The organism is Pseudomonas sp. TE3895 (assembly GCF_056278855.1).
Window position 1 is genome coordinate 1,369,160 of record NZ_JBWBQE010000001.1, and the last position, 25,841, is coordinate 1,395,000.

The window sequence follows — 25,841 nt, forward strand, 5'->3', positions numbered from 1 at the left end:
ATCGTGATTCGAGTACTGGTGGCCGAAGACCACACCATTGTCCGTGAAGGCATCAAGCAGTTGATTGGCCTGGCCAAGGACATGCAAGTGGCGGGGGAGGCCGGTAATGGCGAGCAGTTGCTCGAAACCCTGCGCCACACACCGTGCGAGGTGGTACTGCTGGATATCTCGATGCCGGGTGTGAACGGCCTGGAGGCGATCCCGCGTATCCGTGCGCTGCACGATGCTCCAGCGATCCTGATGTTGTCGATGCATGACGAGGCACAGATGGCGGCGCGGGCGCTGAAGGCCGGTGCTGCGGGCTATGCCACCAAAGACAGTGACCCGGCGCTGTTGTTGACGGCGATTCGTCGGGTGGCCGGTGGCGGGCGTTATATCGACCCGTCGCTGGCCGACCGCATGGTGTTCGAAGTAGGCCTCACCGAATCCCGGCCGTTGCACACACTGCTCTCGGAGCGGGAGTTTTCGGTGTTCGAGCGCCTGGCCCAAGGCGCCAACGTCAACGACATCGCCCAGCAGTTGGCGCTGTCGAGCAAGACCATCAGCACCCACAAGGCGCGCCTGATGCAGAAGTTGAAAGTGAACTCGCTGGCGGAGCTGGTGAAGTACGCCATGGAGCACAAGCTGGTCTGATTGCGACATGCCGTTTTGATGACTACGCCGCTCTCTGTTGTAGGGTCGGGTTTACCCGCGAGGAAGTCTGGCCTGCCATCTGCGGTGCCTGAACCGGCCTATTCGCGGGTGAACCCGCTCCTACAAGGGGGCGATGCAGCGCTGAGGTGAGTGTTCAAAACCCGCCATCCTTGTAGGGCGATCCCTACAACAAATCTTCCATCCGGATGATGGCATTCTCTCAGTGCCCCCGATTTTCGGGCGCTTGCGTCTCTTCTACTCTTTTGCCTACGCAGTCATCCAACAAGAAGGTGCAGGCATGAGCGAGGCGAAGTCGAACGCTGCAACCGGCGAAACGCTGGTCAGCTTCCGTGGTGTGCAGAAGAGCTACGACGGCGAGTCGCTGATCGTCAAAGACCTCAACCTGGATATCCGCAAGGGCGAGTTCCTCACCCTGCTTGGCCCGTCCGGCTCGGGCAAGACCACCAGCCTGATGATGCTGGCGGGCTTCGAGACCCCCACCGCCGGTGAAATCCAGCTTGGCGGCCGCTCGATCAACAACGTGCCGCCGCACAAGCGTGATATCGGCATGGTGTTCCAGAACTACGCGCTGTTTCCGCACATGACCGTGGCCGAGAACCTGGCCTTTCCGCTGACCGTGCGCAACCTGAGCAAGACCGACATCAGCGAGCGGGTTAAGCGTGTGCTGAACATGGTCCAGCTCGACGCTTTCGCCAAACGCTACCCCGGCCAGCTGTCTGGCGGCCAGCAGCAGCGTGTGGCGCTGGCCCGGGCATTGGTGTTCGAGCCGCAACTGGTGCTGATGGACGAGCCACTTGGCGCGCTGGACAAGCAGCTGCGCGAACACATGCAGATGGAGATCAAGCACATTCACCAGCGCCTGGGTGTGACCGTGGTGTACGTGACCCACGACCAGGGCGAAGCGCTGACCATGTCTGACCGCGTGGCGGTGTTCCACCAGGGCGAAATCCAGCAGATCGCCGACCCGCGCACGCTGTACGAAGAGCCCTGCAACACCTTCGTCGCCAACTTCATCGGCGAGAACAACCGCATTAGCGGCACCCTGCTGGCCAGCGATGGCAAACGTTGCCAGGTGCAGTTGCCTCGCGGTGAACGGGTCGAGGCGCTGGCGGTGAATGTCGGCCAGGCCGGCGAGCCGGTGACCCTGTCGATACGCCCGGAACGCGTGCGTCTGAACGGCCACAGTGAAAGCTGCGTGAACCGGTTCTCTGGCCGGGTGGCCGAATTCATTTACCTGGGCGACCACGTGCGGGTGCGTCTGGAGGTTTGCGGCAAAGGCGACTTCTTCGTGAAGCAGCCCATTGCCGAGCTCGACCCGGCGTTGGCCGTGGGCGATGTGGTACCGCTGGGCTGGGAGGTGGAGCACGCCCGCGCGCTCGATCCGATTGCCGAAGCCCATTGATGGATTGCTTCACCAACCCTGTACTGTGGAGAGAATAATAATGCGCAAGCAGTTGAAACTGACCGCCCTGGCTTTGGGGCTGTTCACCGCTGGCCAGGCCATGGCCGCAGACCTCACCGTGATCTCGTTCGGGGGCGCCAACAAGGCTGCCCAGGTCAAAGCGTTCTACGAACCCTGGGAAAAAGCGGGTAATGGCAAGATTGTCGCGGGTGAGTACAACGGCGAAATGGCCAAGGTCAAGGCGATGGTCGACACCAAGAGTGTGTCGTGGAACCTGGTAGAGGTTGAGTCGCCAGAGCTGGCGCGCGGCTGCGACGAGGGCATGTTCGAAGAGCTCGACCCAGCCCTGTTCGGCAATGAGGCCGACTACGTGCCTGGTGCCATTCAGCCTTGCGGCGTGGGCTTCTTCGTCTGGTCCACGGTCATGGCCTACAACGCCGACAAGCTCAAGACCGCCCCCACCAGCTGGGCCGATTTCTGGGACACCAAGCAGTTCCCGGGCAAGCGCGGCCTGCGCAAGGGCGCCAAGTACACAATGGAATTTGCACTGATGGCCGACGGCGTTGCGCCCAAGGACGTCTACAAAGTGCTGGCAACCAAGGAAGGCCAGGACCGCGCCTTCAAGAAACTCGACGAACTCAAGCCCAGCATCCAGTGGTGGGAAGCGGGTGCACAGCCACCGCAGTTCCTGGCCTCTGGCGACGTGGTCATGAGCTCTGCCTACAACGGCCGTATTGCCGCTGTGCAGAAAGAAAGCAACCTCAAGGTGGTGTGGAACGGCGGCATCTACGACTTCGATGCATGGGCAATTCCTAAAGGCGCCAAAAACGTCGAAGAGGCGAAGAAGTTCATCGCCTACAGCGTCAAGCCCGAGCAGCAGAAGATCTACTCCGAAAACATCGCCTATGGCCCGGCCAACTCCAAGGCCGTGAGCCTGCTGTCGGACGACGTGAAGAAAGACATGCCGACCACGCCTGAGAACATTGCCAACCAGGTGCAGATCGACGTGGCGTTCTGGGCCGACAACAGCGAGCAGCTGGAGCAACGCTTCAACGCCTGGGCGGCGAAGAAGTAAACGTCCAGTGTGTGGGGCCGCAAAGCGGCCCCCAATTCAGCCTGTATTGCGGAGTTCGCCATGGCCATTGCAGTGCCCCTCAACGAAGGCGCAGGTTCAAGTCTCAAGCAGCGCCTCAAACACGCCGAGCGGGTCAACCGCTGGAAGGCGCAGGCGTTGATCGCGCCGCTGGCGCTGTTTCTTCTGCTGGTGTTCCTGGTGCCGATTGCGGCGCTGCTGTACAAGAGCGTCGGCAACCCTGAAGTGGTCGGCGGCCTGCCGCGCACGGTGGAAGTCATCAGCCAGTGGGATGGCAAAAGCCTGCCAGGCGAGGACGTTTACAAGGCGCTGAGCCAGGATTTGGCCGAGTCGCGCAAGAACCAGACCCTTGGTGACCTTTCCAAACGCTTGAACATGGAGCTGGCCGGTTACCGCAGCTTGTTGACCAAGACTGCCCGTGCACTGCCCTTCAAGGCTGAGCCTGCCTCTTATAAGGATGCGTTGCAGGCTGTCGACGAGCGTTGGGGTGACCCGGCTTATTGGCAGGCGATCCGCCGCAATACCAGTTCGGTGACTTCTTTCTACCTGTTGGCCTCGGTGGACCATCGCATCGATGACCTTGGTGAGCTGGCCAAGGCCACCCCGGACCAGGCCATTTACCTGGACATTTTTGTCCGTACCCTGTGGATGGGGGTGGTGATTACCACTATCTGCCTGGTACTGGCCTACCCACTGGCCTACTTGTTGGCCAACCTGCCGACCCGGCAGAGCAACCTGCTGATGATTCTGGTGCTGTTGCCTTTCTGGACATCGATCCTGGTGCGGGTGGCGGCCTGGATCGTGCTGCTGCAGTCGGGCGGGCTGATCAACAGCGCGCTGATGGCCATGGGCATCATCGACCAGCCGCTGGAGCTGGTGTTCAACCGCACAGGTGTCTACATCTCGATGGTGCACATCCTGCTGCCGTTCATGATCCTGCCGCTGTACAGCGTGATGAAGGGTATTTCCCCGAGCTACATGCGTGCGGCGATCTCGCTGGGCTGCCACCCGTTCGCCAGTTTCTGGCGGGTGTACTTCCCGCAGACTTACGCCGGTGTTGGCGCCGGTTGCCTGCTGGTGTTCATCCTTGCCATCGGTTACTACATCACCCCGGCGCTGCTGGGTAGTCCGAACGACCAGATGGTCAGCTACTTCGTCGCCTTCTACACCAACACCAGCATCAACTGGGGCATGGCCACCGCACTGGGCGGGCTGTTGCTGCTGGCGACCGTGCTGTTGTACCTGATCTATAGCTGGCTGGTCGGCGCCAGCCGTCTGCGCCTGAGCTGAGGAGCCTGTCATGCTGAGCCCATACATGTCGCCCGTGGAGCGGGTCTGGTTCTACAGCCTGCGTATTCTCTGCGGCTTGATCCTGCTGTTCCTGATCTTGCCAGTGCTGGTGATCGTGCCGCTGTCGTTCAACAGTGGCAGCTTCCTGGTGTACCCGCTGCAGGGCTTCTCGCTGCAGTGGTATCAGGACTTCTTCGGCTCGGCCGAATGGATGCGGGCGTTGAAAAACAGCATCATCGTTGCCCCAGCGGCCACGGTGCTGGCCATGGTGTTCGGCACTTTGGCGGCCATCGGCCTGACCCGTGGCGATTTCCCCGGCAAGTCGCTGGTGATGGCGCTGGTGATCTCGCCCATGGTGGTGCCGGTAGTGATCATCGGGGTGGCCAGTTACCTGTTCTTCGCCCCTCTGGGCATGGGCAACAGTTTCACCTCGCTGATTCTGGTGCATGCGGTACTGGGTGTGCCGTTCGTCATCATTACCGTGTCGGCGACGCTACAGGGGTTCAACTACAATCTGGTGCGTGCGGCGGCCAGCCTGGGAGCCTCGCCTCTGCTGGCTTTCCGTCGGGTGACCCTGCCGCTGATCGCGCCCGGTGTCATCTCGGGCGCCCTGTTTGCCTTTGCCACCTCGTTTGACGAGGTGGTGGTGACGCTGTTCCTCGCCGGGCCGGAACAGGCAACTCTGCCGCGGCAGATGTTCAGTGGTATTCGCGAGAACCTGAGCCCGACCATTGCCGCGGCGGCGACCTTGCTGATTGCGTTCTCGGTGTTGTTGCTGCTGACCCTGGAATGGTTGCGTGGGCGTAGTGAGAAGCTGAGGACTCAACAGCCGGCTTGATGATGGGTTGCCTGTGCCGGCCTCTTCGCGGCTAAAGTCGCGGAGGCCGGCACAGGTTGCGCTGGTCGACACCAATTGATACCAATCAGCCTTCATCGCTTTCCCTGAGTTACAATGCGCGCCACCGTGACTCTGCCAACAGGTGCGCCATGCAGCCCTACGCTATTGCCCCCTCCATTCTCTCTGCCGATTTTGCCCGCCTGGGTGAGGACGTCGACAAGGTATTGGCTGCGGGTGCAGACATCGTCCACTTCGATGTCATGGACAATCACTATGTCCCCAACCTGACCATCGGTCCGATGGTTTGCACCGCTCTGCGCAAGTACGGCGTTACTGCGCCGATCGACGTGCACCTGATGGTCAGCCCGGTTGACCGCATCATTGGCGACTTTATCGAAGCGGGTGCCACCTACATCACCTTCCACCCTGAAGCCACGCAGCACATCGACCGTTCGCTTCAGCTGATCAAGGATGGTGGTTGCAAGGCCGGCCTGGTGTTCAACCCGGCCACCAGCCTGGACGCCCTGAAGTATGTGATGGACAAGATCGACATGGTGCTGCTGATGAGCGTCAACCCAGGCTTCGGCGGGCAGAAGTTCATCCCCGGCACCCTCGACAAGCTGCGCGAAGCGCGTGCGCTGATCGACGCCAGTGGCCGTGATATCCGTCTGGAGATCGATGGTGGCGTGAACGTCAACAACATCCGCGAGATCGCTGCCGCTGGCGCCGATACCTTCGTGGCCGGCTCGGCGATCTTCAACGCCCCGGACTACCAGGAAGTGATCGCCAAGATGCGCGCCGAACTGGCCCTGGCCCGCCCATGAGTGGCTTCGAGCAGCTGTTCCCGGGGGCGCTGCCAAGGCTGGTAATGTTCGATCTGGACGGTACCCTGATCGATTCCGTGCCTGACCTGGCCGCCGCTGTGGACCGCATGCTGCTCGAACTGGGGCGCCCGCCTGCTGGCCTTGAGGCAGTGCGCCATTGGGTTGGCAATGGCGCCCAGGTGCTGGTGCGCCGCGCGTTGGCGGGCGGCATCGACCATGCCGACGTGGACGATGCGCTGGCAGAACAGGCGCTGGCGCTGTTCATGGACGCTTATGCCGAAAGCCATGAACTTACCGTGGTCTATCCTGGCGTGCGCGACACCCTGCGCTGGCTGCGCAAGCAGGGCGTGGAGATGGCGCTGATTACCAACAAGCCTGAGCGCTTTGTTGGCCCACTGTTGGACCAGATGAAGATCGGTAATTTCTTCCGCTGGATCATTGGTGGCGACACCCTGCCGCAGAAAAAGCCCGACCCGGCGGCGTTGCTGTTTGTCATGCAGATGGCCGGTGTCACCCCGCAGCAGTCCCTGTTTGTCGGTGATTCGCGCAGTGACGTGCAGGCGGCCAAGGCGGCTGGCGTGCAATGCGTGGGCCTGACCTACGGCTATAACCATGGCCGGCCGATCGACGACGAATCCCCCAGCCTGGTAATCGACGACCTGCGCGCATTGCTGCCCGGTTGCGCAGACCCGGCCACTGGGATAACGTTGGCGGACCTTCAAGCCTCACAAGACAGAGAGTCCACCGTGGCGGTTACTGGCAAATTCTGGATGAAAGTCATCAAGGCCTTGGCCCGTTGGCGTTGGCGCGCCTGACTTCAGCCTGCCGGCGTGTGCCGGCCCGTCCGTTTGCCTGACCTATTGCTGCTTGCCACGAGACCACTCATGAACCGCGAAGAATTCCTGCGCCTGGCCGCTGCCGGCTACAACCGTATTCCCTTGGCCTGTGAAACCTTGGCCGACTTCGACACGCCGCTGTCGATCTACCTGAAACTGGCTGACCAGCCCAACTCGTACCTGCTCGAATCGGTGCAGGGCGGCGAGAAGTGGGGCCGTTACTCGATGATCGGCTTGCCATCGCGCACCGTGATGCGTGTGCATGGCTACCATGTCAGCATCCTGCACGATGGCGTCGAGGTGGAAAGCTGCGAGGTCGAAGACCCGCTGGCATTCGTTGAAACCTTCAAGGACCGCTACAAAGTTGCCGATATCCCCGGCCTGCCGCGTTTCAATGGCGGCCTGGTTGGCTACTTTGGCTACGACTGCGTTCGTTATGTAGAAAAGCGTCTGGGCGCCAGCCCCAACCCGGACCCGCTGGGCGTACCGGATATCCTGCTGATGGTGTCCGACGCGGTGGTGGTGTTCGACAACCTGGCGGGCAAGATGCACGCCATCGTGTTGGTCGACCCCGCTGAAGATCAGGCCTTCGAACAGGGCCAGGCACGTCTGCAAGGCTTGTTGGAAACCTTGCGCCAGCCAATCACCCCACGCCGCGGCCTGGACCTGAGCGGCCCGCAGGCGGCCGAGCCGGCGTTCCGCTCCAGCTACACCCGCGAGGATTACGAAAACGCCGTCGGTCGTATCAAGGAATACATCCTGGCCGGGGACTGTATGCAGGTGGTGCCGTCGCAGCGCATGTCGATCGACTTCAAGGCTGCGCCTATCGACCTGTATCGCGCGCTACGCTGCTTCAACCCGACGCCATATATGTACTTCTTCAACTTCGGTGACTTCCATGTGGTCGGCAGCTCGCCCGAAGTGCTGGTACGTGTCGAGGACAACCTGGTCACCGTGCGCCCGATTGCCGGTACCCGCCCGCGTGGTGCGACCGAAGAGGCCGATCGTGCGCTGGAAGACGACCTGCTGTCGGACGACAAGGAAATTGCCGAGCACCTGATGCTGATCGATCTGGGCCGCAACGATGTCGGCCGTGTGTCTTCGACCGGCAGTGTGCGCCTGACCGAGAAGATGGTGATCGAGCGTTACTCCAACGTGATGCACATTGTTTCCAACGTTACCGGCCAGCTGCGTGAAGGCCTGACGGCGATGGATGCACTGCGGGCGATTCTGCCGGCTGGCACCTTGTCGGGTGCGCCCAAGATCCGCGCGATGGAGATTATCGACGAGCTGGAACCGGTCAAGCGTGGGGTTTACGGCGGTGCTGTCGGCTATTTTGCCTGGAACGGCAACATGGATACCGCAATTGCCATTCGTACTGCGGTGATCAAGGATGGCGAGCTGCATGTGCAGGCCGGTGGCGGCATCGTTGCCGACTCGGTGCCGGCGCTGGAATGGGAAGAAACCATCAACAAGCGCCGGGCGATGTTCCGTGCGGTGGCGTTGGCCGAGCAGACTTCCGCCAGATAAATTGATTGGGGCTGCTGCGCAGCCCATTCGCGGGTAAACCCGCTCCTACAAGGTTGTGTAGGAGCGGGTTCACCCGCGAAAGGGCCGGGCCTGCTGGCCAATTTCTACCTGCCGTTCACCGTTGCCGCCGCTATCGTATTCGCGGGTAAACCCGCTCCTACAAGGGATGCGCAAGCCTCAGGTATACGAGGCCGTCGTAGGAGCGGGTTCACCCGCGAATGGGCCGGGCCTGCTGGCCAATCTCCACCCGCGGTTCACCGTTGCCGCCGCCACCGTATTCGCGGGTAAACCCGCTCCTACAAGGGTTGCGCAAGCCTCAGGTACACGGGGCCGTCGTAGGAGCGGGTTCACCCGCGAATGGGCCGCAAAGCGGCCCCCAGCAATTCAAAAGTCCACGCTAACCCCCACGCTAACGCCCTGCTGCGTCAACTCATCACTCTTGCGCCAATTGTAGTTCCCGCGCAAATGCACCCCTGCCACCAGTTCATGGCTCACACCCAGGCTCGCCCGGGTCAGGTCGCTGTGCGGCGTATACCCGGTCAGGGTGAAATCATTCGCTGGCAAGCTGGTCAGGTGCATTGTCACATCCTGCTGGTCGTCCTCGAACTCATGCTCCTGCGCCACCTCGGCAAAAAGCCGGGTATTTGGCTGTACCTGCACACTGCCCAACAGCCCCACGCCCAGGCGACGTGACGTGCGCTCCTGGTCATCGAAGCCAAGCGCCGTCGAGCGCCCGCTCTTCTCTTCGTAGCCATCCACCTTCACCCGCGCATAGTCGGCACTGATGAAAGGTGCCAACTGCCAGTTGCTGGTGTCGGCCGCCAGGTTGTAGCCCAGCCGCCCGGACATTGCCCAGGCCTCGCCGTCGGTGTCGCCTTTTTCACTGCGGTCATTCACGCCCAGGGCGAAGGTACGCTTGAGGTCGCTGTAGTCCAAGTGCCCGGCGGTCAGCGCCGCGTCGGCCCACCAGCGATCCTGACGGTATTGGGCAAAGGCGCTGGCCATATAGCTGTTCAGCTTGTAGTCCGAATCCTGTTCGCCAGCTTCCAGCTTCTGCCGGTACGCACCGCCGGCCAGGCCCAGGCGCCAGGCGTCGTTCAGGCGATAGCTGCCGCCCACGGTCAGGTTGTAGCCGCGGCCGTCACCGCTGGCCGCGCTGCGCTGGCCGTCGAAGTCCAGGTCCTGAGCGCCACTGGCGACAAAGGCTTGCCATTGGCCAACGGCTTGCCAAGGCGTCTGCCACTGATTGCGCAACTCATCCTGATGAGCCCGCAGGCTGGCGTGGGCCATTTCCGGTAGCAGAGTCAGTTCCCAGGGGGCTGCGAGGATCGAGTAGGCGTAATCGGCAATCAGCTGCTGACCCGTGATGGTCGGGTGGACCGAGTCGTTGAACAGCAGTTTGGTCGGGTCTGGCGTTGTGCCGTTGATACCGTACACCGGGTTTTCCACGCAGCTATCACCGCTGTAGCAGGTACCGACCAGGTTCTGGTCGCTGGCCAGGCCGTACTGACTGGGGCTGGACAGCGCCTCGCTCAACAGCACAGGGATGTTCAGTGGAATGATCTGGGCATCGATCTGCCCTAGCTGGCTGATCAGTGACTGGTTGAACGCAGCGGAGAGCAGTGACAGTGGGTTTTGCTGTGGCGTGCCGCTGAAATTGGGCGTTTGGCCGAGGTCAGGTAGCAGCCAGACCATGATGTAGCGCGCGCCTCCTTGCTGAAGGGCTTGGGCGCTGGCAGCCAGGCGGGCGCCGGCGGCTACGGCGTCGGCCGGGCTATTCACCAGGCCCTGCAGGAAGTCGTTACCGCCACCTGTCAGGTAATACAAGGCATTTGGGTCGGCGCGCAGGCCGTTGGCCAGGTAGCCGGGGCGCTCGCGCAGCACCAACCCGGCATTGGGGTTTCCTGGTGGGATGACGGTCTCGGACGTTGTCGTGATCGAGTCCAGGATCTGTTGGGTGGTGTACCCGCCAACTGCCCAGTTATTACCATCGGGCTGGATGCCTATGGATGTCGACGGGTTCAGGTCGCCAGGCGCGACGCCCAGGCGGCCACCGAGGATCATCGGTGACACCGGAGCGAAGTTGCCGTCGGCATCGCGGTTGGTGAAACGCGCGCCTGGGGTACCGCCGCTCAGGTCGGGAAACTGCCCTGCATCGGCGAGGCTGTCGCCAAACACGATGAGGGTTGAATAGGGCGAAGGGCCGGCCAACGCCTGGCTACAGGCCAAGGCCAGTGAAGCGAGGGTAAAGCGCAATAACGGGGCTTTTCGCATCAGGGAACATCCTTTTCTTTGTTTTTATCAGGACAACCCCATCGACCTTAGCAAATCGTAGTGCTTCGCTCCCAAGTCCATTCGTTTCCCCGTGTTTACAGGCATATTGCGCCCGTCGCCCCGGTAGGCTACTGTGCCGGGACGTATGAGCGAGACCTATCCTGTGTTGATCGTCAGCAAACTCTTGATGCGCGTAATCAAGGCCCACGCCCGTTGGCGTTGGCGCGCCTGACTTTATCTCCTGCCGGCCCGCCCGGCCCGCCCCCGTTTGCCTTCTCGTTTACCGCCTGTTGTGGCAAAGCCGCGCCTGTGGCTGGTGCAGGAAGGTTCGAATCATGAAGTCAGTAGATTCAAGAGGTTTAACACCATGTTACTGATGATCGACAATTACGACTCATTCACTTACAACGTCGTTCAGTACCTTGGCGAGCTGGGTGCCGAGGTCAAGGTCATTCGCAATGACGAATTGACCATCGCTCAGATCGAGGCCCTCAACCCTGAGCGCATCGTCGTATCCCCGGGCCCATGCACCCCAAGCGAGGCGGGCGTGTCCATCGAGGCCATCCTGCATTTCGCCGGGAAGTTGCCAATCCTCGGCGTATGCCTGGGCCACCAGTCAATCGGGCAGGCCTTTGGCGGCGACGTTGTACGTGCACGCCAGGTCATGCACGGCAAGACCAGCCCGGTATATCACCGCGACCTGGGCGTGTTCGCCAGCCTTAACAACCCGCTGACCGTGACCCGTTACCACTCGCTGGTGGTAAAGCGTGAAACCTTGCCCGACTGCCTGGAAGTGACCGCCTGGACCTCCCATGCCGACGGTTCGGTCGATGAGATCATGGGCCTGCGCCACAAGACGCTGAATATCGAAGGGGTGCAATTCCACCCTGAGTCGATCCTGACCGAGCAGGGCCACGAACTGTTCGCCAACTTCCTCAAGCAGACCGGCGGCCGCCGTTAAGGATCGAACATGGATATCAAGAGTGCGTTGAGCCGTATCGTCGGCCAGTTGGACCTTACTACCGAAGAAATGCGCGAGGTCATGCGCCAGATCATGACCGGTCAGTGCAGCGAGGCGCAGATAGGCGCTTTCCTGATGGGCATGCGCATGAAAAGCGAAAGCATCGACGAAATCGTCGGTGCGGTGTCGGTGATGCGTGAGCTGGCCGAAAAGGTCGAGCTGCAAAGCCTCGATGGTGTCGTCGATATTGTCGGGACCGGCGGTGATGGCGCCAACATCTTCAACGTGTCCACCGCTTCGTCCTTCGTCCTGGCGGCGGCGGGTTGCCCGGTGGCCAAACATGGTAACCGCGCAGTATCGGGCAAGAGCGGCAGTGCCGACCTGCTGGAAGCTGCCGGCATCTACCTGAACCTGACGCCGACTCAAGTGGCACGCTGCATCGACAGCCTGGGCATCGGCTTCATGTTCGCGCAAAGTCACCACTCGGCCATGAAACATGCCGCTGGCCCACGTCGAGAACTGGGGTTGCGCACCCTGTTCAATATGCTCGGCCCGCTTACGAATCCGGCCGGAGTGAAGCACCAGGTGGTCGGTGTGTTCGCGCAAACCCTTTGCCGCCCGCTGGCTGAGGTGCTGCAGCGCCTGGGGAGCAAGCATGTGCTGGTCGTACACTCGAAGGATGGTCTGGACGAGTTCAGCCTGGCTGCACCCACCTTCGTTGCCGAACTGAAAAACGGCGAAATCACTGAATATTGGGTAGAGCCGGAAGACCTCGGCATGAAGAGCCAGAGTCTTCATGGCCTGGCTGTCGAGAGCCCTCAGGCTTCGCTGGAGTTGATCCGCGATGCGCTGGGCCGGCGCAAGACCGAGAACGGTCAGAAGGCCGCCGAGATGATCGTGCTTAATGCTGGCGCGGCGCTGTATGCCGCTGACCATGCTATGAGCCTGAAAGCCGGTGTAGAACTGGCCCATGATGTACTGCACACCGGCTTGGCCTGGGAAAAGCTGCAGGAATTGGGTGCCTTTACTGCAGTATTCAAGGTGGAGAACGAAGCATGAGTGTGCCGACGGTGCTGGAAAGGATCATTGCCCGCAAGTTTCAGGAAGTGGCCGAGCGCAGTGCGCGCGTCAGCTTCGCCGAACTGGAGGGCCTGGCCAAGGCCGCTGACGCCCCGCGAGGCTTCGCCAACGCGCTGATCGAGCAGGCCAAGCGCAAGCAGCCCGCGGTGATTGCCGAAATCAAGAAAGCTTCGCCAAGCAAGGGCGTGATCCGCGAGCACTTCGTGCCAGCGGAAATCGCGGTCAGCTACGAGAAGGGCGGGGCCACCTGCCTGTCGGTGTTGACCGATGTCGATTATTTCCAGGGTGCCGATGAGTACTTGCAGCAGGCCCGCGCGGCGGTTTCGCTGCCGGTGATCCGCAAGGACTTCATGGTCGACCCTTACCAGATCGTCGAAGCCCGGGCCCTGGGCGCAGATTGCGTACTGCTGATCGTGTCGGCGCTGGATGACGTGAAGATGGCTGAACTGGCGGCCACCGCCAAGGACGTCGGCCTCGACGTGCTGGTAGAAGTGCACGATGGCGATGAACTGGAGCGCGCGCTTAAAACCCTGGATACACCGCTGGTTGGGGTGAACAACCGCAACCTGCACACCTTCGAGGTCAGCCTGGAAACCACCCTTGACCTGCTGCCGCGCATTCCGCGTGACCGTCTGGCGATTACCGAAAGCGGTATTCTCAACCGGGCCGATGTGGAGCTGATGGCAATCAACGAGGTTTACTCGTTCCTGGTGGGAGAGGCGTTCATGCGCGCCGAGCAGCCTGGCCTGGAATTACAGCGGCTGTTCTTCCCCGAGCAGGTGAAGAAGACTGTTCAGCAACTGGACTGATCAAATGAAGCCGGCGTTTTTGCCGGCTTTTTTGTACCTCTAATGGCCTCTTCGCGGGCAAGCCCGCCCCTACACGGGTACGCGCCCTGTCGTAGGAGCGGGTTTACCCGCGAAGAGGCCAGTGAAATCAACATCATAGGTGGATCAATGACCGATCAACCCCTGGCCCTGAGCGTCGAACAAGGCCTGCACGCCGAGCAGGAACTGCTGGCCGCCGTCTGCCGAGGCGAACGCGAAAGTGGTGTGCTGTTCTGGCGCCCCACCGACCACGCGCTGGTCATGCCTCGACGCATGAGCCGGCTGGGCAACTTCGAGGTCGCCTGCGCGGAATTGGCTATTGCTGGCTGGCCGGTGCTGCTGCGAGAAACTGGCGGTGAGCCGGTGCCTCAGTCGCATTCGACGGTGAACGTTGCACTGGTCTACGCCGCGCCGCGCAGTGAAGGCGACCACGGCCGTATCGAAAATGCCTACGAGCGCCTGTGTCTGCCGCTGTGCGATGTGCTGCGCGAGTGGGGCGGGGTGGCGTCAGTCGGGGAAATCGACGGGGCCTTCTGCGATGGCCGCTACAACGTCAACCTCAATGGCCGCAAATTGGTGGGTACCGCCCAGCGCTGGCGTCAGGGCCTGGGTGGCAAGCGCCCTGTGGTGCTGGTGCACGGTGCGCTGCTGCTGGACAACGAGCGTGAGTCGATGGTGGCGGCGGTCAACCGCTTCAACGAGTGCTGTGAGCTGGAGCAACGCTGTCGCGCCGATGCGCACATCGCCTTGCACGAAGTGGCGCCGGCAGCGCCCTGGTTCGAGCGCCTTTCGCAGGCCTACGCCAAGGTGCTGGCCGAGTTGCCCAAGGACTAGCGGGTACCGTAGACCACCATGGTCTTGCCCTTGACCTGCACCAGGCTGCGTTCCTCGAGGTCCTTGAGAACGCGGCCGACCATTTCCCGAGAGCAACCGACGATTCGGCCGATTTCCTGACGGGTAATCTTGATTTGCATGCCATCGGGGTGAGTCATGGCGTCGGGCTGCTTGCACAGTTCCAGCAGGCAGCGGGCAACTCGCCCGGTCACGTCGAAAAATGCCAAATCGCCAACCTTGCGCGTAGTGTTGCGCAGGCGCTGGGCCATTTGACTACCCAGGGCGTAGAGGATTTCAGGGTCCTGGCGCGCCAGTTCGCGAAACTTTTCGTAGCTGATTTCGGCCACTTCGCATTCGGTCTTGGCGCGTACCCAGGCACTGCGCTGCTGCTCGCCATCAACGGGCTCGAACAGGCCTAGCTCGCCAAAGAAATCGCCATTGTTGAGGTAGGCAATGATCATTTCATGGCCGTCGTCGTCCTCAATGATGATGGTTACCGAACCCTTGATGATGAACGACAGTGTCTCGGCCCGGTCGCCGGCGCAGATGATGTTGCTTTTGGCGGTGTAGCGGCGGCGCTGGCAATGCACCAGCAGTTTGTCGATGTTCTTGATCTTAGCGGGTAGGGCAGAGGCGACCATCACGAAATCCTGTTCGATACGAGGCATAGGCTTTTTATAGAGGCTGGCTGGCGGAAAGCGCCAGTCATTTGGCGCCAGCTTATCAGACACTACGGTATGTTTCGGTAGTAAACCGACACGTCACGTACTTTTCCCACAGCCGCACAAGGTCTAAGCTGACACCCTTTTCCGAAAATCAGGAGTCCAGGTAGATGAAGGCACGTATCCAGTGGGCCGGTGAGGCGATGTTCCTCGGCGAATCGGGGAGCGGCCATGTCGTCGTGATGGATGGCCCGCCCGAGGCCGGTGGCCGCAACCTGGGTGTGCGCCCGATGGAAATGCTGCTGTTGGGCCTGGGTGGCTGCAGCAGCTTTGACGTGGTCAGCATCCTGAAGAAGTCGCGCCAGGCGGTGGAAAGCTGCGAGGCATTTCTGGAGGCAGAGCGCGCCAGCGAAGACCCCAAGGTGTTCACCAAGATTCACATGAACTTCGTGGTGAAGGGGCGTGGGCTGAAAGAAGCGCAGGTCAAGCGGGCGGTGGAGCTGTCGGCGGAAAAGTATTGCTCGGCTTCGATCATGCTCGAGCGTGCCGGGGTTGAGATTACCCATGGGTATGAAATCGTAGAGCTGGGTTAAGGCTGAGATTCCGGGGCCGCTTTGCAGCCCTTGTGGAAGCGGGTGAACCCGCTCCCACCTGCGGCCCGGGCGAGCTTCAGTCGCGCAGGGCCGGAAGGGCCATCCGCAACCATTGCGGAAGACGGCTTCTTAGCGCCTGGCTCAACCGCTCCCGGCGCTTTTGGTAAACCAGGCCAAGCCAGATAACCCCCAGCCCGATCATGGTCAGCACCACCGGGAACAGCAACGACTGGGCAAACACCTCGTACGACAGATATCCCAGATAAGCCGCCACCCCCAGCGCACCAAACACCATGAACACCGGCCGACGCAGCAGCACCGCCATGCCCATCAGCGCAATGTTGATCAGGCAGTACATGGCCTTGCCCAACTCACTGCCGCTGTCCAGCAGCGTCAACCCGCCCCAGAATGCTGCCAGCCCGGCGAGGTAACCCCAGCGGGCGTAGTCTTCACGCGTGCGGCCGTCTATCACGAGGAACACCACCAGCAAGCCCAGCCCAAACCACAGGGAGACGTGGCGACGCTGCTCCCAGCTGAACGGTGAGCCGAAGAACCACTCGCTAAGGTCCATCGACATGAACCACAAGGCCACGGCCATTGGCATGACGACGAACGGGTAGGGGATCAGCCGAAGCATTAGCAGCCCGGCAAGCACCGTGGCTGCTTCCATCGCCAGCCAGCCGCCTTGCACGTAGGTGTAGTACTGGTGGTAGTCAGCCTGCGCATCGTCCAATGGCCACCAGCCGAGCATGCGCTCGATAGCGAATACCGCCAGCGGCACGATGCTGACGGCTACTGCTGCCAGCACGCCAGCGGCGACGGGCTGGGCGCGGCGTTGCAGATTGAGGGCGAACAAGGTGATCAGCAGGATATAGAGGCTGGCGATGATCAACAGCGCGCCGTCACCGAGGCTCATCCAGGCCTCGGTGAGCAACCAGCCCATTGCCGCCATGATCAGCATGGCGCCAAAGTAGAAGGCAACATGGGCCAGCTGAAAGCTGCCACGTGGTGCGGGTTGCTGGCGCAGGAATGCCAACAGGCTTTGGTCCTGGCCTGGTTGGAGAATGCCTGCTTGCACGGCGCGCGCCAGGTCCTTGGCGTCGAATCGATCCGTCATGGTGATGCCTTCAGATGCGGTATGTGCTCTTGGTCATGACCTTGGCCAGCAAGCTCATGCCAAAGCGGACGGGGGCCGGGAAGCGATAACCACCGGCTTCCAGTGCAGACTCGGCGTGCTGCTCTTCGTCTATGCGCATCTGCTCGAGAATGGCCCGGGATTTTTCATCTTCGTGCGGGAGTTGCTCCAGGTGCTCGTCGAGGTGCTTGCACACCTGATGTTCGGTAGCGGCGACGAAGCCCAGGCTGACCTTGTCGCTGACCAGCCCGGCCAGTGCGCCAATGCCGAACGACATGCCGTAGAACAGAGGGTTGAGCACGCTCGGGTGGCTGTTCAGCTGGCGAATGCGCTGCTCGCACCAGGCCAGGTGGTCGATTTCTTCCTCAGCGGCATGCTCCATGGCCTTGCGCACTTCGGGCAGCTTGGCGGTCAGGGCCTGGCCTTGGTACAACGCCTGGGCGCAGACTTCACCGGTATGGTTGATGCGCATCAGCCCGGCAATATGGCGGGCCTGTTGCTCGTCCAGGTCAACGTCTGGCTGGACGATGGCCGGCGATGGCCGGGCGGGTTGGCCGCTGAAAGGCAGCAAGGTGCGCATGGCGGTATCGGCCTGCAGCAACAAGCGGTCGAGCGGCGAGTAGTGACGTTCGGTAGCCATCGGGCACCTCCGCAAGAATGTGCCCGACAGTTTACCGCAATAGCGGCGGGGTCGCTTGCCGTGGGTCAGCCCGGTGGCCAGTTCATCTGGCGCTGGCCAAGCACGTGCATATGGATGTGGTAGACAGTCTGGCCGCCTTTGGGGTTGCAGTTCATGACCACGCGGAAACCTTCCTCGCAGCCTTGTTCGACAGCCAGGCGCTGGGCGGTGAACAGGATGTGGCCAGCCAGGGCCTTGTCTTCTTCGGTCAGGTCATTGAGGGTGCGAATGTGCTTTTTCGGGATGACCAGAAAATGTACCGGTGCCGCGGGTGCAATGTCCTTGAAGGCCAGGATCTGGTCGTCTTCATAGATGATATCTGCCGGGATTTCCCGGTTGATGATTTTGAGGAATAGATCGTCCACAGCACTTGCTCCATGGTGAGGGTCGGGCCGAGTGTACTCAGCCGGGCGCCGCTCGCCCAGTGGCTATTCCATGCCTAAGGGGCAATAGCGGCGGTGGATGGCCCCGGCCAGCTTGCGCACCAGCCAGCGCGGCAATAGCCGCGGTGCGAACGCCAGCCAGCGGTTGCGCCGGCCAGGCATGATCAGTGCGCGGTTCTTGTCCAGTGCCCGCACGGTGTACAGCGCCACTTCCTCGGGGCTGAGACAGCGCGGCTTGCCATCGAGCCGCGCAATGCGCCGGCGTGCGGAACGTACCGGGCCAGGGCACAGTACAGAGACCTTGATGCCGGTGCGCTTGAGTTCTTCGCGCAGGGCCTGTGAAAAGCTCAGCACATAGGCCTTGCTGGCGGCATAGGCGGCCATCCATGGGCCAGGCGCCACCCCGGCCAGGCCGGCGACGTTGAGAATCTGCCCGCCACCCTGCACAGCCATCAGGTTACCGATGGCGTGACACAGGCGGCTCAGGGCCAGCACGTTGACTTCCAGCAGATCCTGTTCGTCGGCCCATTCATGGGCCAGGAACGGCCCATAGGTGCGCAAGCCCGCGCAGTTGACCAGCAAATCGATACGCCGCTCACCTTCTTCCAGCTCGAGCACGAAGCCTGAAAGGCGCAACGGCTGACTGAGGTCGCAGGCGCGGAACAGCACCTCGACACCGAAACGCTGGGTCAGCTCGATGGCGACAGGCTCCAGCGTTTCTCGTTGGCGTGCCACCAGGATCAGATTGCGCCCGCGCCGTGCCAGCGCTTCCGCCAAGGCCAGGCCCAGGCCGCTGGAAGCACCAGTGATCATGGCGTAACGGGTCATGCAAGGCTCCTGGGGGCGGAAGAGGGCGCCTAGTGTACAACTTGCCCGTGCAAGGTGTTGCCTTTTGCTACAAGGCGCGGGCGCGCAAAACCTGGCAGCGTTCCAGGGCTTGTCGGTACTCGCCATGCAGGCGCTCGATCAATGCGCTGGCGCTGGGCAGGTCATGGATTGCACCGACGCCCTGGCCCGCTGACCATACGGTCTTCCAGGCCTTGGCTTCGTCATCGATCGGCTTGAGCTTGCCTTGCACCTGCCCGCCTTTGAGGGCGTTCATGTCGTAGCCGGCCTGCTCCAGGCTCTGGCGCAGGAAGCTGGCGGGGATGCCGGACACCACGGGTGTGTGGATGATGTCGGCGGCATGGGCGTTCAGCAGCATCTGTTTGTAGGCGCCCTGAGCCTGGCTTTCTGTGGTGGCGATGAAGCGCGTGCCCATGTACGCCAGGTCCGCCCCCAGCAGTTGTGCGGCCAGGATTTCGTGGCCGTGGTTAATGCAACCAGCCAGCAGCAGGGTCTTGTCGAAGAACTGGCGAATTTCTGCGGCCAGGGCGAACGGGCTCCAGGTGCCGGCATGGCCGCCTGCGCCTGCGGCGACGGCGATAAGGCCATCGACACCCGCTTCGGCGGCTTTTTCGGCATGCCGGCGGGTGATGACATCGTGGAGCACCAGGCCGCCGTAGCCGTGTACGGCATCGACCACTTCCTTTACTGCCCCCAGGCTGGTGATAACGATTGGTACACGGTGTTCGACGCACAAGGCCAAGTCGGCCTGCAGGCGCGGGTTGGTCGGGTGGACGATCAGGTTGACGGCGTAGGGCGCTGGCGCCTGCAGTTGAGCCAGGCCTGCCTCGATCTCTTCCAGCCAAGCCTTGAAGCCAGCGCTGTCGCGTTGGTTCAGGGCCGGGAAACTGCCAACCACGCCGCTGGCGCAGCAGGCCAGCACCAATTGGGGGTTGGAGATGAGGAACATCGGTGCGGCAACCACGGGCAGCCGCAGGCGTTGTTCGAGCGAGGCAGGTAGCGACATGGCAAGGCTCCTTGAGCGGGTGGCTATGTCAGAACGGTTTCACCACCACCAGAATGACGATACCCAGCAGGATCAGCACGGGCACTTCGTTGAACCAGCGATAGTAGACGTGGCTGCGGGTGTTGGTGCCATTGGCGAAGCGTTTGCGCTGGGCACCGCACACGTGATGGTAGCCGGTCAGCAGGATCACCAGGGTGAGCTTGGCATGCAGCCACCCCTGGCTCAGCCAGCCGGGATTGAGGTACAGCATCCAGGCGCCAAAAACGTAGGTGGCGATCATCGCCGGATTCATGATGCCGCGGTACAGCTTGCGCTCCATGGTCGCAAAGCGTTCCTGGCTGATGCTGTCCTGGCTCTGGGCGTGGTAGACGAACAGCCTGGGCAGGTAGAACAGGCCGGCGAACCAGCAGACCACGCTGACGATATGCAGCGCTTTGATCCATAGGTAAAGCATGGAGGGAGTTCCTTCAGGTAATCACGGTCGTCAGATAGTAGTGGTCAAGCGCCCGAAGGGTCACCCGAAGAGTTGTTACAGGCGCCCTGCGCCCCTATTATCGTGCGCTTTCCAGACGGCTCGTTGATAAGGGGCAAGCGTTATGATCAAGGTCGGTATCGTCGGCGGCACGGGTTACACCGGCGTCGAACTGTTGCGTCTGCTGGCACAGCATCCACAGGCCGAAGTGGCGGTCATTACTTCGCGCTCCGAGGCGGGCGTGGCGGTGGCGGACATGTACCCGAACCTGCGCGGCCACTATGACGGGTTGGCGTTCAGCGTGCCGGACAGCAAGGCTCTGGGGGCCTGTGATGTGGTGTTCTTCGCCACCCCGCATGGTGTTGCACACGCCCTGGCCGGTGAGCTGCTGGCGGCCGGCACCAAGGTGATCGACCTGTCTGCCGACTTCCGCCTGCAGGATGCCGCCGAGTGGGGCAAGTGGTACGGTCAGCCGCATGGCGCGCCTGAGCTGCTCAAGGACGCGGTATACGGCCTGCCAGAAGTGAACCGCGAGAAGATCCGCCAGGCGCGTCTGATCGCTGTGCCGGGTTGCTACCCGACTGCCACCCAGCTGGGCTTCCTGCCGCTGCTGGAAGCGGGCCTGGCCGACGCGTCGCGCCTGATCGCCGACTGCAAGTCGGGTGTCAGCGGTGCTGGCCGTGGCGCCGCGGTCGGTTCGCTGTTCTGCGAAGCCGGCGAGAGCATGAAGGCCTATGCAGTCAAGGGGCATCGTCACCTGCCAGAAATCAGTCAGGGTTTGCGCCTGGCCGCAGGCAAGGATATTGGCCTGACGTTCGTGCCGCACCTGACGCCTATGATCCGTGGTATCCACGCCACCCTGTACGCAAACGTGGTCGATACCTCGGTCGACCTGCAGGCGCTGTTCGAGAAACGCTACGCCGATGAACCGTTCGTCGACGTGATGCCAGCAGGCAGCCATCCGGAAACCCGCAGCGTGCGTGGTGCCAACGTCTGCCGCATTGCCGTTCATCGCCCGCAGGGTGGTGACCTGGTGGTGGTGCTGTCGGTGATCGACAACCTGGTCAAGGGCGCCTCCGGCCAGGCGGTGCAGAACCTCAACATCCTGTTCGGGCTGGATGAACGCATGGGCCTGTCCCATGCCGGCTTGCTGCCGTAAGGCCGCCAGCATTGGAAAAGGCCCGCGTCGTGCGGGCCTTTTTGCAGGTCGCGACTAAAGCCGCACAATTCTTGACCGATTTTCTCGGGAAAGCGGATAATACGCGTCATCGAGTTTTATGGCGGCTACCGCGCCGGGAGAATCAACATGAGCGTCGAAACCTTCACCCCTACCGGTCTGGAGTTTACCCACGGGGCAGCCCAGAAGGTGAAGAACCTGGTCAATGAGGAAGGCAATGAGCGTCTGAAGCTGCGAGTGTTCGTTACCGGTGGCGGTTGCTCGGGCTTCCAGTACGGCTTCACCTTCGATGAAGACGTGGCCGAAGATGACACCATTGTCGAGCGCGAGGGCGTTTCCCTGGTGGTCGACCCGATGAGCTTCCAGTACCTGGCGGGTGCCGAGGTGGACTATCAGGAAGGCCTGGAAGGCTCGCGCTTTGTGATCAAGAACCCGAATGCCGCGACCACCTGCGGTTGCGGATCGTCGTTCTCGATCTAAGGGCTGGGCATACGAAAACGCCGCGCAATTGCGCGGCGTTTTGCTTTTTGGCGTAGTGGCTATGCCGGGTAGATCGCGCCCAGTACGCGTAGGCCCTTGGCGGCAGTGACGCTGGGGCGGTTGGCGGCGATACCCTCCAGGCAGCAGTGAGCCAGCCAGGCGAAGGCCATGGCTTCGACCCAGTCCGGGTCTACGCCATAGGCGCCAGTGCTTGCAACACGGGCCGCCGGTAGCAGCTGGCCAAGACGGGCCATCAGCGCGCCGTTGCGGGCGCCCCCACCACAGACCAACAGCGCTTCGGTGCTTTGCTGGGCTTTGCCAAGCGAATCGATGATGCTGCGTGCGGTCAGCTCCAGCAGTGTCGCCTGCACGTCCTGGGCCCGGTATGCCGGCAGGTTGGCCAGGTGGCGATCCAGCCAAGGCAGGTTGAACACCTCGCGGCCGGTACTCTTGGGGCCGCTGCCGGCAAAGAACGGGTCAGCCATCAGTGCGCTGAGCAACCCGTGCTGAACCACACCCGAGGCAGCCCAGGCGCCATCTGCATCGTAGGCGTGGCCGTGCTCGCGCTCGATCCAGGCATCCAGCAGCACGTTCCCCGGGCCGCAATCGAACCCATGAACTGGCTTGTCCTGCTCGATCAGGCTGAGGTTGCTGAAACCGCCTACGTTGAGGATTGCCAGGCGTCGGCCAAGCTGGCTGAACAGGGTTTCGTGGAAGGCCGGTACCAGTGGCGCGCCCTGGCCTCCGGCAGCCACATCGCGACGGCGGAAGTCGGCGACCACGCTGATGCCTGTCAGCTCGGCGAGCAGTGCGGGGTTACCGATCTGCACAGTAAAGCCGCGGGACGGTTCATGGCGAATGGTCTGGCCGTGGCTGCCGATGGCGCGAATGGCTTCGGGCTTCAGTCCCTGGCGAGCCAGCAGTTGGTGGATACCTTCGCCGGCCAGGCTGGCCCAGCGGTTTTCCGCCAGTGCGGCACGGGCAATCTCGTCAGTGCCGCTGCTGCACAGGGCCAGCAGGTCCTTGCGCAGGTCCGGGGGCATGGGCAGGTAGTGGGTGGCGAGCAGTTCAAGCTGCTCGCCTTGTTCGATCAGGGCGATATCCAGGCCATCGAGGCTGGTACCGGACATCACCCCCAGGTAGAGCGCCATGGGTTAGCGCTTGTTCGCTGCGAGCAGGGTGGCCTTTTCCTGATCCATGCGGGCAATCAGCGGCTGGCTCTGCTGCAGGAAGCGCTGACGCTCGTTCTTGGCAATCGGGTCAGCCATTGGCACCTTCTGGCTCAGCGGGTCGACGTGCACGCCGTTGACCTGGAACTCGTAGTGCAGGTGTGGGCCGGTGGACAGGCCGGTAGTGCCGATGTAGCCAATGATCTGGCCCTGTTTGACCGTACTGCCGGTCTTGATGCCTTTGGCAAAGCCCTGCATGTGGCCATACAGCGTCTTGTAGCGGTTGCCATGCTGAATGATCACGGTATTGCCGTAGCCACCACGGCGCCCGGCCAGTTCGATGCGACCGTCACCGGCTGCCTTGATCGGCGTACCTCGTGGGGCCGCGTAGTCGACGCCTTTGTGGGCGCGGATCTTGTTCAGGATGGGGTGCTTGCGACCGGCGGAAAAGCGCGAGCTGATGCGGGCGAAGTCCACCGGGGTGCGGATGAATGCCTTGCGCAGGCTGTTGCCGTCGGCGGTGTAGTAGGTAGTGTTGCCCTGCTTGTTGGTGTAGCGCACGGCAGTGTAGGTTTTGCCGCGGTTGGTGAAGCGCGCAGAGAGGATGTTACCGGTGCCGACGACCTTGCCGTCCATCACCTTCTGTTCGTAGACCACGTCGAACTCGTCCCCTGGGCGAATATCCTGGGCGAAGTCGATGTCGTAACCCAGCACGCGGGCCATGTCCATGGTCATGCTGTGGGACAGGCCGGCGCGCTGGGCGGAAGCTGACAGCGAGCTCTTGATCACGCCGTGGGCATAGGCGGTGCGTATCACCGGCTTGCTGATTTCACGGTTGAATGTGTAGCCCTTGGCGGTTTTGGTCAGGCGAATGGTTTCGAGGTTGCTGACTTTGCTGTGCAGGCTGGCCAGCTGGCCATCCTTGTCGAGCTCGAACTGCAAGACCTGGCCGTGCTTGAGCTGGCTGAATTGCTTGGCCTGCTTGTTGCTGGCCAGCAAGTCATGCACAGCATTGGCGGGCAGGCCGACCTTGGCGAACAGGGTGGACAGGGTATCGCCGCGGGCCACGGTGACTTCGCGGTGGCCAGGCTCCTTGGCGGCCTCGGCAACCGGTTCGGCAGCCGGGGCCTGTTGATCGGCCTTCTGGGTTTCGGGGGTAGCCTCTTCGATCTGGGCGAAAGGCGAGCCTTGCTCACCTTCGCTTTGCACCAGGGGCGCAGCGCGGGATTCGTCTTTCAGCTGCTCGGCAGGGCTTTCGAGCTCGAGGTTGAGGGTAGTTTTCTTGGCTTCCACTTCGCTGGAAGGAAATACCAGCAAAGCCAGGCTGAGCAGGGCGGCGATGCCGCTGGCGGCCAACAGATGGCTCTTCGGATAAAGCGGGGGCGCTTTAGGCGGTTCGTTGGTCATGGGCAAGGTGACTTTGAAAAAGGTGAAATGGAAAAGATGAATGACATGATGAAGATGAAATAACTGTATAAAATATAACCAAATCCATTTTCACGCAAGGGCGCGTAGACGCCGCAAGCCTGTGTTCGGGTCACATTCCTTTGCGAAACTTGTATTTGACGGCCGATCTTGTATGGTTGGCTCCCCCTGAATCTGAGCCTTGCGGGTTTGTCTATGAAGTCGGTTGAAGAGCAGCTGGCGCTTATCAAGCGCGGTGCGGAAGAAGTACTGGTCGAGTCGGAACTGGTGGAGAAGCTCAAGCGCGGCCAACCTCTGCGCATCAAGGCCGGCTTCGACCCGACCGCTCCGGACCTGCACCTGGGTCACACGGTGCTGATCAACAAGCTGCGCCAGTTCCAGGATCTGGGCCACCAGGTCATCTTCCTGATCGGTGACTTCACCGGCATGATCGGTGACCCGAGTGGCAAGAGCGCCACGCGCCCGCCGCTGACCCGCGAACAGGTGCTGGAGAACGCCGAGACTTACAAGCAGCAGGTGTTCAAGATTCTTGACCCGGCCAAGACTGAAGTCGCGTTCAACTCCACGTGGATGGACAAGCTGACCCCTGCCGACTTCATTCGCCTGGCTTCGCAGTACACCGTCGCGCGCATGCTGGAGCGTGATGACTTCGACAAGCGTTACACCTCCAATCAGCCGATTGCCATCCACGAGTTCCTCTACCCGCTGGTGCAAGGCTATGACTCGGTGGCGCTGAAGGCGGATGTTGAGCTGGGTGGTACCGACCAGAAGTTCAACCTGCTGATGGGGCGTGAACTGCAGCGGTCTTATGGGCAGGAAGCGCAGAACATCGTGACCATGCCACTGCTCGAAGGGCTCGACGGTGTGAAGAAGATGTCGAAGTCGCTGGGCAACTATGTCGGCATCCAGGAAGCGCCAGGGGTGATGTACAGCAAGCTGGTGTCGATCCCGGATACCCTGATGTGGCGTTACTTCGAGCTGCTGAGCTTCCGTTCGATGGAAGAAATCGAGCAGTTCCGGGCCGATGTTGCCAATGGCGCCAACCCACGTGACATCAAGATCAAGCTGGCGGAAGAAATTGTGGCGCGCTTCCACGGTGAGGAGGCTGCGGCCAATGCTCACCGTGCTGCCGGTAACCGTATGAAGGAAGGCGAGCTGCCGGAAGACTTGCCGGAGATCGAAGTGGCTGCGGCGGAAGACCTGCCAATTGCTGCGGTGTTGAATCGGGCTGGTCTGGTCAAGAACTCGGCTCAGGCGCGAGATTTGCTGAGTGGCGGCGCGGTGAAGGTTGATGGTGCAGTGGTCGACAAGGACTTCATATTTGTCCTTGGTGCTACGCATGTGTGCCAGGCGGGCAAGAAGTCGTTTGGC

Annotated in this window: 26 protein-coding genes (1 of these 26 cut by a window edge); 16 read left to right on the top strand and 10 right to left on the bottom strand. The window is 61.8% G+C overall.

The features are described 5' to 3' along the window. The 8 genes from ACZ889_RS06030 to trpE all read left to right on the top strand — a co-directional run bounded on the left by ACZ889_RS06030 (position 1) and on the right by trpE (position 8,467). The gene (locus ACZ889_RS06030) at positions 1-633 is read left to right on the top strand and encodes a response regulator (protein WP_173401663.1); all 633 of its coding nucleotides are present in this window, start codon (positions 1-3) and stop codon (positions 631-633) included. 298 nt (positions 634-931) lie between these two features. Then, complete coding sequence (locus tag ACZ889_RS06035; protein ID WP_003255547.1) at positions 932-2,056, top strand: ABC transporter ATP-binding protein; 1,125 nt, start codon at positions 932-934, stop codon at positions 2,054-2,056. Positions 2,057-2,096: 40 nt separating this feature from the next. Further along, a complete protein-coding gene (locus ACZ889_RS06040) occupies positions 2,097-3,131 on the top strand; it encodes an ABC transporter substrate-binding protein (protein ID WP_004576195.1) in 1,035 nt (344 codons plus the stop codon). Positions 3,132-3,191: 60 nt separating this feature from the next. Then, complete coding sequence (locus tag ACZ889_RS06045) at positions 3,192-4,439, top strand: ABC transporter permease (RefSeq protein ID WP_011953311.1); 1,248 nt, start codon at positions 3,192-3,194, stop codon at positions 4,437-4,439. A gap of 10 nt (positions 4,440-4,449) precedes the next feature. Then, complete coding sequence (locus ACZ889_RS06050; RefSeq protein ID WP_003255542.1) at positions 4,450-5,277, top strand: ABC transporter permease; 828 nt, start codon at positions 4,450-4,452, stop codon at positions 5,275-5,277. A 149-nt stretch (positions 5,278-5,426) separates the two neighbouring features. Then, positions 5,427-6,101, top strand: a complete 675-nt coding sequence (gene rpe, locus ACZ889_RS06055; protein ID WP_003255539.1) for a ribulose-phosphate 3-epimerase — start codon at positions 5,427-5,429, stop codon at positions 6,099-6,101. Next, positions 6,098-6,916, top strand: coding sequence for a phosphoglycolate phosphatase (locus ACZ889_RS06060; RefSeq protein ID WP_054888495.1), 819 nt, complete (start codon positions 6,098-6,100; stop codon positions 6,914-6,916). The genes rpe and ACZ889_RS06060 overlap by 4 nt, the downstream gene beginning before the upstream one ends. A 69-nt stretch (positions 6,917-6,985) precedes the next feature. Further along, positions 6,986-8,467 carry an anthranilate synthase component I gene (gene trpE / locus ACZ889_RS06065; RefSeq protein WP_014589456.1) on the top strand — a complete coding sequence of 494 codons (1,482 nt, stop codon included), beginning with the start codon at positions 6,986-6,988 and terminating at the stop codon, positions 8,465-8,467. 384 nt (positions 8,468-8,851) lie between these two features. Here trpE and estP read toward each other — a convergent pair whose 3' ends face one another. Then, the gene (gene estP / locus ACZ889_RS06070) at positions 8,852-10,741 is read right to left on the bottom strand and encodes an esterase EstP (protein ID WP_476257246.1); all 1,890 of its coding nucleotides are present in this window, start codon (positions 10,739-10,741) and stop codon (positions 8,852-8,854) included. Positions 10,742-11,108: 367 nt separating this feature from the next. Here estP and ACZ889_RS06075 point away from each other — a divergent pair, with 367 nt between their 5' ends. From ACZ889_RS06075 to ACZ889_RS06090, 4 genes are all read left to right on the top strand, one after another. Then, a complete protein-coding gene (locus ACZ889_RS06075) occupies positions 11,109-11,702 on the top strand; it encodes an aminodeoxychorismate/anthranilate synthase component II (protein WP_004574924.1) in 594 nt (197 codons plus the stop codon). A gap of 9 nt (positions 11,703-11,711) precedes the next feature. Continuing rightward, the gene (gene trpD / locus ACZ889_RS06080; RefSeq protein ID WP_014589458.1) at positions 11,712-12,761 is read left to right on the top strand and encodes an anthranilate phosphoribosyltransferase; all 1,050 of its coding nucleotides are present in this window, start codon (positions 11,712-11,714) and stop codon (positions 12,759-12,761) included. Next, a complete protein-coding gene (gene trpC / locus ACZ889_RS06085) occupies positions 12,758-13,591 on the top strand; it encodes an indole-3-glycerol phosphate synthase TrpC (protein WP_103443394.1) in 834 nt (277 codons plus the stop codon). Before trpD ends, trpC begins: the two co-directional genes overlap by 4 nt. Positions 13,592-13,738: 147 nt before the next feature. Next, positions 13,739-14,443, top strand: a complete 705-nt coding sequence (locus tag ACZ889_RS06090) for a lipoate--protein ligase family protein (protein WP_014589460.1) — start codon at positions 13,739-13,741, stop codon at positions 14,441-14,443. Here ACZ889_RS06090 and crp read toward each other — a convergent pair. Then, a complete protein-coding gene (gene crp, locus ACZ889_RS06095) occupies positions 14,440-15,084 on the bottom strand; it encodes a cAMP-activated global transcriptional regulator CRP (RefSeq protein ID WP_180688944.1) in 645 nt (214 codons plus the stop codon). The two genes, ACZ889_RS06090 and crp, sit on opposite strands and share 4 nt — an antisense overlap. 191 nt (positions 15,085-15,275) lie before the next feature. Between crp and ACZ889_RS06100 the strand changes: the two genes are divergently transcribed. Continuing rightward, complete coding sequence (locus tag ACZ889_RS06100) at positions 15,276-15,698, top strand: OsmC family protein (RefSeq protein ID WP_004376171.1); 423 nt, start codon at positions 15,276-15,278, stop codon at positions 15,696-15,698. Between the two features lie 76 nt (positions 15,699-15,774). On the opposite strand, the gene ACZ889_RS06105 is transcribed toward ACZ889_RS06100, so the two are convergent. The 6 genes from ACZ889_RS06105 to hemJ all read right to left on the bottom strand — a co-directional run bounded on the left by ACZ889_RS06105 (position 15,775) and on the right by hemJ (position 20,201). Then, positions 15,775-16,815, bottom strand: a complete 1,041-nt coding sequence (locus tag ACZ889_RS06105; protein WP_180688943.1) for a DUF2157 domain-containing protein — start codon at positions 16,813-16,815, stop codon at positions 15,775-15,777. 10 nt (positions 16,816-16,825) lie between these two features. After that, positions 16,826-17,473 (bottom strand): 2-polyprenyl-3-methyl-6-methoxy-1,4-benzoquinone monooxygenase, encoded by a 648-nt coding sequence (gene coq7, locus ACZ889_RS06110; protein WP_003255520.1) that lies wholly within the window; start codon positions 17,471-17,473, stop codon positions 16,826-16,828. A gap of 65 nt (positions 17,474-17,538) precedes the next feature. After that, on the bottom strand, positions 17,539-17,877 hold the full coding sequence (locus ACZ889_RS06115) for a histidine triad nucleotide-binding protein (RefSeq protein WP_003255518.1): 339 nt from the start codon (positions 17,875-17,877) through the stop codon (positions 17,539-17,541). A 63-nt stretch (positions 17,878-17,940) separates the two neighbouring features. Further along, entirely contained in the window at positions 17,941-18,723 is a 783-nt protein-coding gene (locus ACZ889_RS06120; protein WP_003255516.1) for an SDR family NAD(P)-dependent oxidoreductase, read from the bottom strand. 67 nt (positions 18,724-18,790) lie between these two features. Then, on the bottom strand, positions 18,791-19,747 hold the full coding sequence (locus ACZ889_RS06125; RefSeq protein WP_476257247.1) for an NAD(P)H-dependent flavin oxidoreductase: 957 nt from the start codon (positions 19,745-19,747) through the stop codon (positions 18,791-18,793). 28 nt (positions 19,748-19,775) lie between these two features. After that, positions 19,776-20,201, bottom strand: coding sequence for a protoporphyrinogen oxidase HemJ (hemJ, locus tag ACZ889_RS06130; protein WP_004574934.1), 426 nt, complete (start codon positions 20,199-20,201; stop codon positions 19,776-19,778). A gap of 142 nt (positions 20,202-20,343) precedes the next feature. Between hemJ and argC the strand changes: the two genes are divergently transcribed. Together argC and erpA are read left to right on the top strand one after the other, a co-directional pair. After that, the gene (gene argC, locus ACZ889_RS06135; RefSeq protein WP_003255512.1) at positions 20,344-21,378 is read left to right on the top strand and encodes an N-acetyl-gamma-glutamyl-phosphate reductase; all 1,035 of its coding nucleotides are present in this window, start codon (positions 20,344-20,346) and stop codon (positions 21,376-21,378) included. 147 nt (positions 21,379-21,525) lie between these two features. After that, positions 21,526-21,876: an iron-sulfur cluster insertion protein ErpA gene (gene erpA, locus ACZ889_RS06140; RefSeq protein ID WP_003255511.1), complete on the top strand. Its 351-nt coding sequence runs from the start codon at positions 21,526-21,528 to the stop codon at positions 21,874-21,876. Between the two features lie 59 nt (positions 21,877-21,935). On the opposite strand, the gene ACZ889_RS06145 is transcribed toward erpA, so the two are convergent. After that, the gene (locus ACZ889_RS06145) at positions 21,936-23,027 is read right to left on the bottom strand and encodes an anhydro-N-acetylmuramic acid kinase (protein WP_014861772.1); all 1,092 of its coding nucleotides are present in this window, start codon (positions 23,025-23,027) and stop codon (positions 21,936-21,938) included. Between the two features lie 3 nt (positions 23,028-23,030). Next, positions 23,031-24,452 (bottom strand): peptidoglycan DD-metalloendopeptidase family protein, encoded by a 1,422-nt coding sequence (locus ACZ889_RS06150; protein ID WP_003255509.1) that lies wholly within the window; start codon positions 24,450-24,452, stop codon positions 23,031-23,033. Between the two features lie 213 nt (positions 24,453-24,665). Between ACZ889_RS06150 and tyrS the strand changes: the two genes are divergently transcribed. Next, positions 24,666-25,841 carry the 5' portion of a tyrosine--tRNA ligase gene (gene tyrS / locus ACZ889_RS06155; protein ID WP_180688940.1) on the top strand. It continues 24 nt past the right edge of the window, so only the first 1,176 of its 1,200 coding nucleotides appear in the window; it begins with the start codon at positions 24,666-24,668; the stop codon falls past the right edge of the window.

Coding starts and splice junctions, on each gene's coding strand:
- crp (WP_180688944.1), bottom strand. CDS start 15,084: ATGGTCGCCTCTGCCCTACCCGCTAAGATCAAGAACATCGACAAACTG.
- ACZ889_RS06090 (WP_014589460.1), top strand. CDS start 13,739: ATGACCGATCAACCCCTGGCCCTGAGCGTCGAACAAGGCCTGCACGCC.
- ACZ889_RS06150 (WP_003255509.1), bottom strand. CDS start 24,452: ATGACCAACGAACCGCCTAAAGCGCCCCCGCTTTATCCGAAGAGCCAT.
- ACZ889_RS06145 (WP_014861772.1), bottom strand. CDS start 23,027: ATGGCGCTCTACCTGGGGGTGATGTCCGGTACCAGCCTCGATGGCCTG.
- ACZ889_RS06060 (WP_054888495.1), top strand. CDS start 6,098: ATGAGTGGCTTCGAGCAGCTGTTCCCGGGGGCGCTGCCAAGGCTGGTA.
- ACZ889_RS06075 (WP_004574924.1), top strand. CDS start 11,109: ATGTTACTGATGATCGACAATTACGACTCATTCACTTACAACGTCGTT.
- erpA (WP_003255511.1), top strand. CDS start 21,526: ATGAGCGTCGAAACCTTCACCCCTACCGGTCTGGAGTTTACCCACGGG.
- rpe (WP_003255539.1), top strand. CDS start 5,427: ATGCAGCCCTACGCTATTGCCCCCTCCATTCTCTCTGCCGATTTTGCC.
- ACZ889_RS06045 (WP_011953311.1), top strand. CDS start 3,192: ATGGCCATTGCAGTGCCCCTCAACGAAGGCGCAGGTTCAAGTCTCAAG.
- ACZ889_RS06040 (WP_004576195.1), top strand. CDS start 2,097: ATGCGCAAGCAGTTGAAACTGACCGCCCTGGCTTTGGGGCTGTTCACC.
- coq7 (WP_003255520.1), bottom strand. CDS start 17,473: ATGGCTACCGAACGTCACTACTCGCCGCTCGACCGCTTGTTGCTGCAG.
- ACZ889_RS06050 (WP_003255542.1), top strand. CDS start 4,450: ATGCTGAGCCCATACATGTCGCCCGTGGAGCGGGTCTGGTTCTACAGC.
- ACZ889_RS06120 (WP_003255516.1), bottom strand. CDS start 18,723: ATGACCCGTTACGCCATGATCACTGGTGCTTCCAGCGGCCTGGGCCTG.
- estP (WP_476257246.1), bottom strand. CDS start 10,741: ATGCGAAAAGCCCCGTTATTGCGCTTTACCCTCGCTTCACTGGCCTTG.
- trpC (WP_103443394.1), top strand. CDS start 12,758: ATGAGTGTGCCGACGGTGCTGGAAAGGATCATTGCCCGCAAGTTTCAG.
- ACZ889_RS06125 (WP_476257247.1), bottom strand. CDS start 19,747: ATGTCGCTACCTGCCTCGCTCGAACAACGCCTGCGGCTGCCCGTGGTT.
- ACZ889_RS06100 (WP_004376171.1), top strand. CDS start 15,276: ATGAAGGCACGTATCCAGTGGGCCGGTGAGGCGATGTTCCTCGGCGAA.
- trpE (WP_014589456.1), top strand. CDS start 6,986: ATGAACCGCGAAGAATTCCTGCGCCTGGCCGCTGCCGGCTACAACCGT.
- ACZ889_RS06105 (WP_180688943.1), bottom strand. CDS start 16,815: ATGACGGATCGATTCGACGCCAAGGACCTGGCGCGCGCCGTGCAAGCA.
- hemJ (WP_004574934.1), bottom strand. CDS start 20,201: ATGCTTTACCTATGGATCAAAGCGCTGCATATCGTCAGCGTGGTCTGC.
- ACZ889_RS06035 (WP_003255547.1), top strand. CDS start 932: ATGAGCGAGGCGAAGTCGAACGCTGCAACCGGCGAAACGCTGGTCAGC.
- argC (WP_003255512.1), top strand. CDS start 20,344: ATGATCAAGGTCGGTATCGTCGGCGGCACGGGTTACACCGGCGTCGAA.
- trpD (WP_014589458.1), top strand. CDS start 11,712: ATGGATATCAAGAGTGCGTTGAGCCGTATCGTCGGCCAGTTGGACCTT.